This window comes from Orbaceae bacterium lpD04, assembly GCA_036251935.1.
GTDB lineage: Bacteria > Pseudomonadota > Gammaproteobacteria > Enterobacterales > Orbaceae > Orbus > Orbus wheelerorum.
Window position 1 is genome coordinate 2,353,153 of the sequence record CP133967.1, and the last position, 13,174, is coordinate 2,366,326.

Genomic DNA, 13,174 nt, shown 5'->3' on the forward strand with positions numbered 1-13,174 from the left:
TGATGCAAAATCGCTCATAAAATCAGCTTTAGCTTGCCAAAATAGCATGGTAATTACATAATACCCGCTGATTTTTTAAGATTAAAATAAAAACACAGACAAGAAATCTATGACTTTGTTTATGTGTTTCATTTAACAATTTATTACATTTAAAATAAAATAGGAAAAAGGATATGAGTGGTTCTTCAAGTCAGAAATTAGCCAGTTCCGAACGTAGTGATTCTTCAATAAGACAGCGAGCTAAAGCAGCCAAAACTGAAACTCCACTTGCTGATATTAAAGATAATTCTTTTTTTAAAGTTATTTTTTCAGACAGTCTCTCATTAGAGGAAAAAGTTGAAAATGTAACTAAAATTTTAGAATTTACCAATAATAAAGAGTTAGATCGGGCAAAAATTCAAGAGTTTGATACTTTTAAAGAGTATTTGCAATCTATCTCAGAAGAGATGTCCAAACAACGTATAAAAATGACAGATACTGAAGTATTTGCTGAACTTCAAACTGTGTATTCTGATTTTAATAACGATCTAAATGATTTTATCGACAAAATAAAACCATTAACAGAAATTACTGACGCCTTGTATAATTTGCGCCAAAATGGCGAAACGCGCAATGCGCTTGCACAAATAAAAGCAGACCAAGAGTGGGATCAGCTTAAAAATGAAGAAAAAGTTCAGCTTAAAAATGAGCTTGCCAGTTTAGAGACACAAATAGAGCAGCTACAACAAGAAATTTATTTATTACAACAAGATAAAGGCTTTTTTGGTTTAGGCCAAATAAAAGCAGCATCAAAGGCAAAAATTCTCGCTAATGAAGATAAAATTGAAAAATCTAAACAAAATATTGAGAGTAAAAACGCTAAATTAAACGCTCTTGAAAATGAAATTAAAGCTCATCAAGCTGATCGATCTAAATCAGTTGAAGTTGAAAAACTAAAAGAGTTACTTAATTTAACATCAGAAGAACATACTTTACGTCAATCAGAAATGGTTGAATCGGCATTAAAATTTGTTAATCAAGGAAAAGAACGATTTGGCGCGATCCGTGGTCATTTAGAAAAAATGGTTAAGCAAATTGAAGGGCTTGGTGACAATAACGGCAATATGATCCAAATTTATGCCATTATGAATGAAGCAACAAAGAAAGTTGAAAAAGTTCACCGGGAAGAAAGAAAAGAGATAGAAAGTAAAAATACTGGTGATAACTTACTTGAATCAATGAAAATTGATGAAACTTGCCGTAACCTCGATGAACACATTGATACGGTGTCAACAGCAACGATAGACACTATGCAAACCTATGGCGAATTAACAACTGAAGCAATTAAAATTCGTAATATGCAAACCGCAACTAAAAAGCAAGTTGAAAGCGCAAGAGCAATGCACTCGAGAGGGATCGCCTCTGTTGCCTCACAACTAAGCGTGGTTGTAACAGCAGTCAATTCAGCTGCAATTAACGAAGCCCAATCAATGGCAGGCAATACCCTAGCTGAAATGGCTCGAGTAACAAACGATATCGCTAAAAATGAAGCTATTCGTATTGCAACTGGTCGTGATGATATCAATGCTGATTTAGAAATTATGCTGCAAAATTTAGCTGAATTTGGCGATACACAGCGAGAAGCGACTGAAATTACCCGATCTGCACTCGAAACAATGCGTGCAAATTTAGATGAAATTGAAAAAATGGCGAAAGATGTGCAAACAGATACACGTGATTTTATCGCGGTAACAAGTGATGTCATATCAGAAAAAACTGAAACTAAGAAACCTGAGTCAAGCACTACTTCACCATTTAAACTATGATATAAAAGGAATTAATCATGTATTTAATCAGAGGACGTGAATATCTGGCTAAACATCCCAATTATAGCTTAGTCGGTAGGGAAAATGATCTCGAGCGAATATCATCTATCTTGATTCGGCGCTCATCTAATTCTCTATTACTAAGTGGCCCAAACGGCGTTGGAACGTCTTGGCTAACATTAGGTTTACAAGCAGCAAAAGCGAATATTGATACGCCATTTGACCTAATTGTTAAAAAACTATTTTGGTTAAATACCGATGCCCTTTTTTCTAGTGGTGATAGTGCAAAAATTAATAATGAATTTCAAAATATTCTAAAAAAATTAACCCAAACATCGGAGTCGGTATTAATTATTAGTGATACGGCTAATTTTTTAGAGGCAGCGAATAATACTGGAAATGCCCATTTTATTAATGCGTTGAATAATGCAGATAAATTAGATAATTTTCAGGTTATTCTTGAAGTTCGTGATGAAAAATTAAGTAGCGTATTAAAAGCAAGCACCAATATGTCTGAGCTCTACACTCTTTATGACGTAAAAGAGCCGACAGGTGATAATTTAAATGCAATTGTTACCAATGTATCAAAACAACTTGCGATGTATCATAAAATTAATATTGATATATCAGCAATTGATGAAGCAATTCATTTAACCAGCAAATATCGTGATAGTTTAGGACTAGGTGGTGCACAGCCACAACGAGCTATTTCATTACTTGATAGAGCATTAGCGAGTTATCGTCAATTCACGCATAAACAGCATCCTAAAATAGCTGAGCTTACCGCTTTAATTGCGAAAACAACAGATGAGACAGCGCGCTTAGAATTACAACACCAGCTAAAACAATGGCAACAAGATTGGCAAGAGCTTAAAGCCGAAATAAGTAAAACTTACCAATACCAACGCGACGCCGAATCGCTGCGATTTAAACTACAAGATGAAATTACAGCATTACAAGAAGAAGAGAAAAATAATCAAACCGCAGAGTCTTCGTCTATTAAAACCTTTGCGCAGCTTACCGCAGGAGGATTTGATTCACCGGCAATCACTGAACTCAAAGAAAAAATCCGTCAAATTGATAGTGAAATTAGCCAAAATAATGAGCGACACAATCAATTAGTTATGTTAGCAAACAAAGACTTACGCTTAATGCGTCAAAACGTTATTTCCGAATTTAGTCAAATATCAGGCATAGCAGCAAATAAACTCGATGAAAATGAAGTTGAAAACCTTATCAATCTAGAAAAGAACTTGTTAACACGAATTTATGGACAAGATAGCATCGTTAAACATGTGGCAAATGCTGTCAAAGTGTCTAAAGTCGATACGATTGATGAAGCTGGCCCTGCTATCTCTTATCTATTCTTAGGCCCATCTGGTGTGGGTAAAACTGAAATGGCAAAAGCATTAGCGCAATATGTATATGGTGATGAAAAATCATTAGTTCGCTTTGATATGTCAGAGTATATGGAAAAACATGCTGTTGCAAAATTAATCGGTGCCCCACCAGGTTATGAAGGCTTTGAAGCTGGTGGTATTTTAACAAATTCAGTAAGAAAAAGACCCGTTGGCGTTTACCTATTTGATGAGATAGAAAAAGCGCATCCTGACGTATTCAATATCTTCTTACAAATCTTATCTGATGGTAGGCTAACTGATAATGTTGGTAGAACAGTAGATTTTTCAGACATCATGATTATTATGACGTCAAATATCGGCCAGCAATATTATTTAAATACTGAATTATCAGATGATAATGCTAAAGAACTCGCATCAAGTGAATTAAATAATACTTATCGTTCCGAGTTACTTAACCGCTTTAATGGTCGTGAAAATATTCTGCACTTTAAACGCTTACCACTAACCGTCATTGAACGCATTATTCGCCGTGAAATAACCAAACTCAATCAGTCATATCAAGCGAGAGGATTATCAATTGAGATGAACGATTCGTGCATTAGTGCATTTTGTTATGACCATTATGATTTAATTCGGGGCGCAAGAGGATTGCCAGGTTATATCAAGACTAATATCCGGCCAATTATCGTGAATCATATTTTGCATCACCCTAATGATACTGGTAGATTTAATGCCTTATATAATAAAGATTCACATAAATTTGAGATTACTTTCAGCCCAAATTAACAAGGAATAACGTGAATGAGCGAACCACGCAATTTTTTGCAACAACTCATGTCTAAAGTTGAATTTATAACCAGCAAAGCGAGCTTGATTATTAATTTGGTTAAATGGTTATGGGGAAAGGTTTATATCATTTTAGGCTGGTATAAAAAATGGTGGGTAAAATTTACTTATAATAAATACGATGAATTTGTATATAAACGAGGCGTTGCAATGCTAATTGTAACGCTATTAATACCAATAGCTATCTATTTTGTTTTACTCACTGGCTATTACTTTGCTACCTATAAAAAAGAAGTGATTTACCTTAACCACTCTGAAGAGCTCTACCCTGCTGAAAATATTTGGGGTGTTAGAGGATGCTATTCGGATCATTGTGATAGTGAATCATCTATTTATTTTAGAATAAAACCATCTGTTTTTCATCATATGTGGAATATGATACATCATGGCAATATATTCTTACCCGATAGCATTGGCGCAAGTGTGCCGACTGGCTTAACCCAATGTGAAGTTATTTCTTATGGAATGCGTATGCGCATGACAATGTATTTTAATATTTACCCAAATATATTGCATATTAGCTGCCAAAATAATGCACTTACTAGCCCCAAATTGGACTAGTAGTATTATTATCATTCAAACTCCTATTTCTATTTTATTGGCATCTTAAATCGATGCCTTTAGATCCTTTATAAAATAATACTCGGCTATTTTTCACTAACTTGGTTATAATGGCTTTTTTATCTATGATCCATAAACTTATGCTATCTAAAATTGTCATTATTGGCGCTGGCGCTGCCGGCCTATTTTGTGCAAGCCGACTTGGCCTGCGAGGCTTTGATGTTACTGTCATTGATAATGGCAAAAAAGTTGGCCGTAAAATTTTAATGTCTGGGGGCGGTTACTGCAATTTCACCAATCTTAATGTTGATGCAAATCATTACCTTTCACAAAATAATCACTTTTGTAAATCTGCTTTAAAACGCTTTAGCCAATGGGACTTTATTCATTTAGTCAGCCAATATAATCTCGCTTATCATGAGAAAGAACAAGGTCAGCTTTTTTGTGATAATAGCGCGCAAGATATTGTTAACGTATTAATCAATGAATGTCAAAAAGGTAAGGTTAAATTTAAATTACAAACAGAGTTATACGATATTAATCAAACTGACAATAAATTTGTGCTTGATACAAACCAAGGTCAAATTACCGCAGACAAAGTGATTATTGCAACTGGTGGGCTGTCAATGCCAAAACTGGGTACCACACCAATTGGTTATAAAATTGCAGAAAAGTTTAACTTACCTGTTGTGCCTGTTCGAGCAGGACTTGTACCATTTACCTTGCAACAATCGTTACTTGATATATTATCGCCGCTTGCGGGGATCTCTGTTTTTGCTAATGTCTCGACAGTAAAAAGTAGCTTTAATGGTAATATTCTCTTTACTCATCGTGGCTTATCTGGCCCTGCTATATTACAAATATCAAGCTATTGGCAACAAGGTGAAGCAATTAGCATCAACTTGCTACCGAATGAAGATCTTGCACTATTTTTTACAACCCAGCGCGAGCAAGCAAGTAACCAACTACTTAAAACGATTTTAGCTAAGCTATTACCTAAACGGCTAATAGAAAGCCTTATTGAGTTACAAATTATTCCTGATGTTGTATTAAAACAGTTAAGTGCTCGGCAGCAACAAATATTAATCGAGCACCTAACAAATTGGCAGATCATACCAAATGGTACCGAAGGTTATCGCACCGCCGAAGTGACATTAGGTGGAATAGCAACAGATGCACTCTCATCTAAAACGATGGAAGTTAAATCGGTGCCGAATCTCTATGTTATTGGCGAAGTAATGGATGTTACAGGCTGGCTAGGTGGGTATAATTTTCAATGGGCTTGGAGTAGCGCTTATGCTTGCGCGGTGGAAATGAAAGATTAAAAAGTAAATCAGCGACAAAATGTCGCTGATTTGAGAAGTTTTTGAGCTTACAACTTAACTTAGTTAAGACGCTCTTTGATACGAGCCGCTTTACCACGAAGTTCACGTAAGTAGTATAGTTTAGCTTGACGCACTTCACCACGACGTTTCACGCTGATTGAATCAATAACTGGTGAGTGAGTTTGGAATACACGTTCAACACCTTCATTGTTAGAAATTTTACGAACAGTGAATGCAGAGTGTAAACCACGGTTACGAATAGCGATAACAACACCTTCGTAAGCCTGAAGACGTTTCTTATTACCTTCAACAACCCATACTTTTACTTCAACGGTATCACCCGGACGAAAAGCAGGAATGTCTTTTTTCATTTGTTCTTGTTCTATTTGCTGAATAATTGCATTTTTCATATTAATTCTCTTCCTAGGTACACTGAAATCCTAGTTACATTGTTTATCACTGTATTCACGTTTGAACTCAGTAAGTAAACGCTGTTCTTCGTCAGTCAGAGCTAGATTATTTAGAAGATCTTCTCTTCTAAGCCAAGTCCGTCCTAGTGATTGTTTTAACCGCCAGAGACGAATTTCTTCATGGTGACCGGACATTAATATATCAGGCACCGCCATTGCATCTAACACTTCAGGCCGGGTATAGTGTGGACAATCGAGCAAGCCGTTAGCAAAAGAATCTTCTTCTGCTGAAGCTGCATGATGTAATACACCAGGTATAAACCTTGCGATTGCATCAACAATTACCATCGCTGGCAATTCTCCGCCACTTAACACATAATCCCCGATTGACCATTCTTCATCAATCTCAGTTTGGATTATCCGTTCATCTATTCCCTCATATCGGCCGCAGACAAGAATAACCTTATCATGCTTAGATAACTCGTAAACACCTTTTTGATCGAGTTTACGCCCTTGTGGAGACAGGTAAATTACTTTTGTATCATCGCCAAGCTCACTCTTCGCGGCATGAATCGCATCACGTAAGGGTTGCACCATCATTAACATGCCTGGTCCCCCACCGTACGGCCTATCATCAACCGTTTTATGCTTATCATAAGCAAAGTCGCGTGGACTCCAATACTTAACGTCTAATAGATTGTTCTTAACTGCTCTACTCGTAACACCATAATGAGTAATTGCTTGGAACATTTCAGGAAATAGGCTAATTATGCCAATTTTCAATTTTTGCTCCTCAATACTTTTATGATACCTACTTGCTTTTTTGTATTACCAAAAAAACTAGAAAGCAGGATCCCAATCTATCGTGATCTGTTTCGCCGATAAATCAACTTGTTTAATAAATTGATCTTCAACAAACGGGATCAAACGCTCTTTTGCACCAAATGCATCTTTTAAATTTGCTTTAACCACAAGCACATCATTAGAACCAGTTTCCATTAAATCAGTTACCTGACCTAAATCATAACCATTAACTGTAACAACTTTACAGCCGATAAGATCCTTCCAATAAAAATCACCATCATTAAGACTCGGTAATTTGGTTGCATCAACATAAATTTCAAAATTTGTTAATGTATTGGCATCGTCTCTATCATCAATACCTTTGATTTTCACAACGATATCTTGGTTATGCGGCTTAAAGCTTTCAACTACAACTTCTTGCCATTCCCCTGCTTTTAAAATATACCAAGGTTTATAGTCAAAAAGACTATTTGGCTGCTCTGTAAATGAAAACACTCTTAGCCAACCACGAATGCCGTAACTTGAGCCAAGTTTGCCGACTATGATTAAGTTTTTAGAATTCATCTACATATCACTCTATAGCTGTTAGTCAAAAAGATTAAGCAGCTTTTTGTGCTTGTTTGATCAGTGTGTTAACACGATCAGATACAGTAGCACCTAAACCAACCCAGTGATTTACGCGATCAAGATCTAAACGTAATTCTTCTGCTTTACCTTGTGCAATTGGGTTGAAAAAACCAACACGCTCAATAAAACGACCATCACGTGGGTTACGGCTATCAGTCACAACGACTTGATAAAATGGACGTTTTTTAGAACCGCCACGAGCTAAACGAATAGTTACCATAACTTCCTCTTAAAATTAAATTGTTTTTTTGCTTAACTTATTTCAGCTATTGCTTAATAGTATATTCCCTCTAAGCAAAATAGAAATAAAAGCCCCAAAATTATACTCTTTTTTAGAGGAAGTGCAATGGTTAATAGGAGCAATGATGAGAAGTAAAAAGATATCATGTTATTTTTTTAAAATTATTACAACATAATATTTTTTAATAACTGTCTACTTTAGCTAACTAAAGCTTGTACAATGAATCAATTATCGATTTTATAACAGCATTTTGCTAGCAACAATAATGGGGAAAAGATGAGCAGCTCGAATCAACAATGTGTTATCGCAAAATTTGGTGGCACCAGTGTTGCCGATTATCAAGCAATGCGTAATAGTGCCAATATTGTCATATCAAATCCTAATGTCAAAGTTGTCGTATTATCTGCATCAGCCGGAATTACTAATTTATTAGTCGCATTAGCTGAAGGCCGTGAACTTGAAATTCGCAAGCAACATATCGCAAAAATTCAAGCTATTCAATACAACATACTTGAGCAGTTACCTGAAAACCCTGTACTTCGTGAAACGATAGATCAAATCATCAGCAATATTGCAGCACTTGCCGAGGCGGCGAGCTTAGCCAATTCAGCCGCATTAACTGATGAGCTCGTTTGCCATGGTGAGTTAATGTCATCACGATTATTTGTTGAGGTATTAAAAGAACAACAAAAAAATGCAATATGGTTTGATGTGCGTAAAGTGATGCGCACCGACAGCAAATTTGGTAAAGCATCACCAAAAGTAGAAGAAATTAAGCAGCTTTGCTGTGCTCACTTAAAATCATTAAATAGTGATCAAATTATCGTGACACAAGGTTTTATTGGTAGTGAAAGCTCTGGTAAAACAACAACACTTGGTCGTGGTGGTAGTGATTATACCGCAGCGCTTCTTGGTGAGGCACTAAACGCTGCGCAAATTGATATTTGGACAGATGTTGCAGGTATTTACACAACCGACCCAAGAATCGCCCCTAATGCCAAACGTATTGATGAAATCACCTTTGCAGAAGCGGCTGAAATGGCAACATTTGGCGCAAAAGTATTACACCCAGCAACATTAGTTCCTGCTGTAAGAAGTAATATCCCTGTTTTTGTCGGCTCAAGTAAAGCACCAAATGACGGTGGCACAATTGTCTATAATGGGCATAACATCACTTCTAACCTGCCGTTATTTAGGGCGGTGACTTTACGCCGAAAACAAACTTTATTAACCCTACATAGCCTAAATATGCTTCATGCCCAAGGATTTTTAGCCAATGTATTTGCAATCCTTGCTAAACATAATATTTCGGTTGATTTAGTAACCACCTCAGAAGTTAGTGTTGCGGTAACTATTGATACCGCTGGAACAAATACTGATGGTAGCAGTTTATTAACTAAAGAGCTTATTGATGAACTATCGATGGTATGCTGCGCTGAAATACAAGAAGATTTAGCGCTTGTTGCGCTTATTGGTAATAACTTGACGACAACAAAGGGAATGGCTAAACAAGTTTTTGACCAACTGGATCAGTTCAGTGTTCGCCTTGCCTGTTTTGGTGCCAGTACCCACAATATCTGCTTTTTAGTTAAAGGTAATGATGCCGAAAATATTGTGAAAATACTTCATCAAGTGATTTTTGAATAATTCATTCAAAGCCTGTCAATGGGGGAAACCCCATTGATTAATTGATTTTACCTATCGAACAAACCGTGAACAATAATTGAATTTTTTCTTTTATATCAATATACTACAAATCCAATTAATAGTAATGAGGAAAAAATTATGGGTATTTTAAGTTGGGTGATTCTTGGGCTTATCGCTGGATTGTTAGCGAAATTTGTTATGCCAATTGGTGGCGTTGGAATTATTAAAACAATTATTTTAGGTATTGCTGGTGCACTTATTGGTGGTTATATCAGTACATTTTTCGGTTGGGGCAGCGTTACGGGCTTCAATTTACCAAGTTTAATTATCGCTGTAGTCGGTGCGATTATATTGATCTATGCTTATCGATTATTAAGAAAATAAACATGGTTCTTCTATTATTGGTGGAAATCACCACCAATAATATCTTTTTTTATCTAGCTGCTTTTTGCCTTAGCACCTAACCAATAAATTCATTAAACTAAGCAGTACAAATATTAAAGCCTACCTAAAATAATTCAACAACATTTAATAACATGATCTCAATTTAACTTCATTATTTTAACGTTCATTACTCTATAGTAATTTCACCTCGCACAAATTTTTGTTATATTAATGGGCAATTCGAACCAAATATAATAAGTAGATAACGATGCTAAAAATCTTCAATACATTAACGCGTGAAAAAGAACTCTTTAAACCCATTGATAATAATAAAGTGGGTATGTATGTCTGTGGTATTACCATTTATGATTTGTGTCATATTGGTCATGGGCGAACTTTTGTCGCATTTGATGTAATAACGCGTTACCTACGTTTTTTAGGTTATGAACTCACTTATGTCCGCAATATTACCGATGTCGATGACAAAATTATTAAACGTGCAATTGAAAATGGTGAAAGCGGTGATGAATTAACGCAGCGTATGTTAAATGAAATGTATGCCGATTTTGATGCATTAAATATTAAGCGCCCTGATAGAGAGCCCCGTGCAACGCGCCATATGCCACAAATTATCGAACTTGTAGGCAAATTACTTGCCAAAAATCATGCTTATATTGCTGATAATGGCGATGTTATGTTTGCTGTTGATAGTGATAAAAGCTATGGAATATTATCGCGACAAAATTTAGAGCAGCTACAAGCTGGCGCCAGAGTTGATGTTGTTGATGTTAAACGAAATCCAATGGACTTTGTCTTATGGAAAATGTCAAAACCGAATGAGCCTTGTTGGGATTCACCTTGGGGACAAGGTCGCCCGGGTTGGCATATTGAATGTTCGGCAATGAACTGCCATGAATTGGGTCAACATTTTGATATCCACGGCGGCGGTTCAGATTTAATGTTCCCTCACCATGAAAATGAAATTGCCCAATCAACTTGCGCGCATGATGGGCAATATGTTAACTATTGGATGCATTCTGGCATGGTGATGGTTGATCAAGAAAAAATGTCAAAATCACTTGGTAACTTTTTTACCATTCGTGATGTTTTAAAACATTATGACGCACAAACAGTGCGTTACTTTTTATTATCTGGCCATTATCGTAGCCAACTCAATTACAGTGAAGATAACCTAAAACAAGCGCGCATGGCATTAGAACGTTTATACACCGCGCTGCGTGATACCGACAAAGCAACCCCGCACACAACGCCCGATAGCGATTATTATCGCCGTTTTTGCGAAGCGATGAATGATGATTTTAATACACCAGAAGCGTATTCTGTCTTATTTGATTTAGCGCGTGAAATCAATAAAGCAAAAGCCGATAACGATATGCTAATGGCAAATGAGTTAGCTGCCGAATTACGCTACTTAGCTGCTGTGCTTGGCTTACTTGAACAAGATCCTATTGAGTTTTTACAAAGTGATAATCAAAGTGGCATTGATGTTGCAAAAATTGAAGCCTTAATTAAGCAGCGTAATGATGCACGTGCAAGTAAAGATTGGCTACTGGCTGACAAAGCTCGCGATGAATTAAATGCAATGAATATTGTATTAGAAGATGGCCCAAGCGGCACCATTTGGCGTAAAAAGAATATTTAGAGCAGTGTTTAAATATAAGGATATTGGTTTATTGCCAATATTCTTTTTTTTGTGAGAACCAATTCCCATACCATTCACTTTCATAATTGATAGCTAATCGACCTATCATTTCTGCCGTCCAAGGGGTTTGTAATCCCATTTGTAGCTGTTTATGTGTAAAGGGCGGTAAAACGTAAGGCTGATTTTTATTTAATGGTGTATCGGTTAAAATATAATTCAGGGCTATCATTGACTCGCTGTAATCATTTAAATCTAATGTCATTTTGCGATTCGTTTGCAGCTTTTCAACCATGTTCGCGATATTTGCGGTTTCTTTAACTGTGTCAAAATCTGTCCATGCCCAAGGGCTAACGCGTTTAATATGCGGCTGTAAATATTCACTCTCGCCTTTACTGATATTCACCCAACCTTTAATTGGCTCACCGTGCAAATTCCCCACGGTAATATAGGCCCAGTTAGTGGCGTTATCATCAATGGCAATATACTTATTTTTTATTATATTTTTCGTCAATGTATTTTTTTACTTCAGCAGCTGTTTTATATTTAAAGTGAGATTCTTCTCCATTATCACTTCCTTCTATACCTGATAAGTTATTATCATATTCAATAATTTCATCTTTAATTAAAATATTTTCATTATTTTTTTTATATCCATATACTTGGTAATATTGACCATATGTACCAATACCACGATGATTTATATTCCATAAAACTATAGTGAAAACATAAGGAACTTTATTTATTTTGTAGAAGAATAAAGATTCTATTTCTGGTACACCACCATTGTGAGAATATCTATCAATAATATATTTTTTAATTTCTCTATCACATTGATATTTTAAAACAAAATTTATAGGATATTCAAAATTTGATGTCTGTTCAAAATAAAACTCACCATCATTATATAAATTAGTTTCAAATGGTCCATGTATAATAGTATCGTTTTGCTGACTAAAAACGAAGGATGAAAATACTAAACATAAAACAACGCATAAAATATGAAGTGCTTTTAACATACGCCTATTCCTCTTCTCTCAAGCCAAGCAGCCTTGCGATTCGATTAAATCTCAGTTTCTTTGATTTATTTGGTATTTTTATTCTCATTCAATTTCATATAATGTATTATTTTGTAACAATTTTTCACCTTTATAAATACTCAATAAATTATTTTGAATAATGTATGTATATCCATTATTCTCAAATTGATAACCTAAAAAACGATGAGATAAAGCGTTATTAATTGTTCTACCTTTCAAGTAAATAGATGATTGGTCTTTTTTATTCACACCTTTATAATAAACTTTATCACAATCTAAGTTTCCTTCCTCACAACAATACGTAACTAATATATTATATTCTAAAGAGTCATACTTAATATCATAAGAACAATCATTAGCTAAGCTTTTAAAAGATAATAAAAATGCAATAATCAAAATAAATTTCATATTTCTGTATATTCTCGATTGAATAAATAAATAAAAAATAATATAGCTACTTATC

14 protein-coding genes are annotated in these 13,174 nt (G+C 35.4%); 7 read left to right on the forward strand and 7 right to left on the reverse strand.

What is annotated here, in order from left to right:
- Window positions 1-173: 173 nt before the first annotated feature.
- The 4 genes from RHO14_10400 (at window position 174) to RHO14_10415 (ending at window position 5,898) form a co-directional block, all read left to right on the forward strand.
- Entirely contained in the window at window positions 174-1,805 is a 1,632-nt protein-coding gene (locus RHO14_10400) for a hypothetical protein (GenBank protein ID WVD70763.1), read from the forward strand.
- Window positions 1,806-1,822: 17 nt separating this feature from the next.
- Window positions 1,823-3,952, forward strand: coding sequence for an AAA family ATPase (locus RHO14_10405; GenBank protein ID WVD70764.1), 2,130 nt, complete (start codon window positions 1,823-1,825; stop codon window positions 3,950-3,952).
- A 15-nt stretch (window positions 3,953-3,967) separates the two neighbouring features.
- On the forward strand, window positions 3,968-4,573 hold the full coding sequence (locus tag RHO14_10410) for a hypothetical protein (protein ID WVD70765.1): 606 nt from the start codon (window positions 3,968-3,970) through the stop codon (window positions 4,571-4,573).
- A gap of 125 nt (window positions 4,574-4,698) precedes the next feature.
- Window positions 4,699-5,898, forward strand: coding sequence for an NAD(P)/FAD-dependent oxidoreductase (locus tag RHO14_10415; protein ID WVD70766.1), 1,200 nt, complete (start codon window positions 4,699-4,701; stop codon window positions 5,896-5,898).
- Window positions 5,899-5,957: 59 nt separating this feature from the next.
- Here the strand turns inward: RHO14_10415 and rplS are convergent, their stop codons facing one another.
- From rplS to rpsP, 4 genes are read right to left on the reverse strand one after another with little or no spacing between them, the layout of a single operon-like run.
- On the reverse strand, window positions 5,958-6,308 hold the full coding sequence (rplS, locus tag RHO14_10420) for a 50S ribosomal protein L19 (protein WVD70767.1): 351 nt from the start codon (window positions 6,306-6,308) through the stop codon (window positions 5,958-5,960).
- A 30-nt stretch (window positions 6,309-6,338) separates the two neighbouring features.
- The gene (gene trmD, locus RHO14_10425; GenBank protein WVD70768.1) at window positions 6,339-7,091 is read right to left on the reverse strand and encodes a tRNA (guanosine(37)-N1)-methyltransferase TrmD; all 753 of its coding nucleotides are present in this window, start codon (window positions 7,089-7,091) and stop codon (window positions 6,339-6,341) included.
- Between the two features lie 57 nt (window positions 7,092-7,148).
- Entirely contained in the window at window positions 7,149-7,676 is a 528-nt protein-coding gene (gene rimM / locus RHO14_10430) for a ribosome maturation factor RimM (protein ID WVD70769.1), read from the reverse strand.
- Window positions 7,677-7,710: 34 nt separating this feature from the next.
- Complete coding sequence (rpsP, locus tag RHO14_10435) at window positions 7,711-7,959, reverse strand: 30S ribosomal protein S16 (GenBank protein WVD70770.1); 249 nt, start codon at window positions 7,957-7,959, stop codon at window positions 7,711-7,713.
- A gap of 297 nt (window positions 7,960-8,256) precedes the next feature.
- On the opposite strand from rpsP, the gene lysC reads away from it, so the two are divergent.
- The 3 genes from lysC to cysS all read left to right on the forward strand — a co-directional run bounded on the left by lysC (window position 8,257) and on the right by cysS (window position 11,674).
- Complete coding sequence (gene lysC / locus RHO14_10440) at window positions 8,257-9,627, forward strand: lysine-sensitive aspartokinase 3 (protein ID WVD70771.1); 1,371 nt, start codon at window positions 8,257-8,259, stop codon at window positions 9,625-9,627.
- 138 nt (window positions 9,628-9,765) lie between these two features.
- Complete coding sequence (locus RHO14_10445) at window positions 9,766-10,011, forward strand: GlsB/YeaQ/YmgE family stress response membrane protein (protein ID WVD70772.1); 246 nt, start codon at window positions 9,766-9,768, stop codon at window positions 10,009-10,011.
- A 268-nt stretch (window positions 10,012-10,279) separates the two neighbouring features.
- Entirely contained in the window at window positions 10,280-11,674 is a 1,395-nt protein-coding gene (gene cysS / locus RHO14_10450; protein WVD70773.1) for a cysteine--tRNA ligase, read from the forward strand.
- 28 nt (window positions 11,675-11,702) lie between these two features.
- Here cysS and RHO14_10455 read toward each other — a convergent pair whose 3' ends face one another.
- The 3 genes from RHO14_10455 to RHO14_10465 form a co-directional block, all read right to left on the reverse strand.
- Window positions 11,703-12,185, reverse strand: a complete 483-nt coding sequence (locus RHO14_10455) for a hypothetical protein (GenBank protein WVD70774.1) — start codon at window positions 12,183-12,185, stop codon at window positions 11,703-11,705.
- On the reverse strand, window positions 12,160-12,690 hold the full coding sequence (locus RHO14_10460) for a hypothetical protein (GenBank protein ID WVD70775.1): 531 nt from the start codon (window positions 12,688-12,690) through the stop codon (window positions 12,160-12,162). Before RHO14_10460 ends, RHO14_10455 begins: the two co-directional genes overlap by 26 nt.
- 84 nt (window positions 12,691-12,774) lie before the next feature.
- Window positions 12,775-13,119 (reverse strand): hypothetical protein, encoded by a 345-nt coding sequence (locus RHO14_10465; protein ID WVD70776.1) that lies wholly within the window; start codon window positions 13,117-13,119, stop codon window positions 12,775-12,777.
- Window positions 13,120-13,174: the final 55 nt, after the last annotated feature.

What these genes read in the sequence shown, in the direction of transcription:
- RHO14_10400 (WVD70763.1), top strand. Translation starts at nt 174, where the DNA reads ATGAGTGGTTCTTCAAGTCAGAAATTAGCCAGTTCCGAACGTAGTGAT.
- RHO14_10405 (WVD70764.1), top strand. Translation starts at nt 1,823, where the DNA reads ATGTATTTAATCAGAGGACGTGAATATCTGGCTAAACATCCCAATTAT.
- RHO14_10410 (WVD70765.1), top strand. Translation starts at nt 3,968, where the DNA reads ATGAGCGAACCACGCAATTTTTTGCAACAACTCATGTCTAAAGTTGAA.
- RHO14_10415 (WVD70766.1), top strand. Translation starts at nt 4,699, where the DNA reads ATGATCCATAAACTTATGCTATCTAAAATTGTCATTATTGGCGCTGGC.
- rplS (WVD70767.1), bottom strand. Translation starts at nt 6,308, where the DNA reads ATGAAAAATGCAATTATTCAGCAAATAGAACAAGAACAAATGAAAAAA.
- rimM (WVD70769.1), bottom strand. Translation starts at nt 7,676, where the DNA reads ATGAATTCTAAAAACTTAATCATAGTCGGCAAACTTGGCTCAAGTTAC.
- rpsP (WVD70770.1), bottom strand. Translation starts at nt 7,959, where the DNA reads ATGGTAACTATTCGTTTAGCTCGTGGCGGTTCTAAAAAACGTCCATTT.
- lysC (WVD70771.1), top strand. Translation starts at nt 8,257, where the DNA reads ATGAGCAGCTCGAATCAACAATGTGTTATCGCAAAATTTGGTGGCACC.
- RHO14_10445 (WVD70772.1), top strand. Translation starts at nt 9,766, where the DNA reads ATGGGTATTTTAAGTTGGGTGATTCTTGGGCTTATCGCTGGATTGTTA.
- cysS (WVD70773.1), top strand. Translation starts at nt 10,280, where the DNA reads ATGCTAAAAATCTTCAATACATTAACGCGTGAAAAAGAACTCTTTAAA.
- RHO14_10460 (WVD70775.1), bottom strand. Translation starts at nt 12,690, where the DNA reads ATGTTAAAAGCACTTCATATTTTATGCGTTGTTTTATGTTTAGTATTT.
- RHO14_10465 (WVD70776.1), bottom strand. Translation starts at nt 13,119, where the DNA reads ATGAAATTTATTTTGATTATTGCATTTTTATTATCTTTTAAAAGCTTA.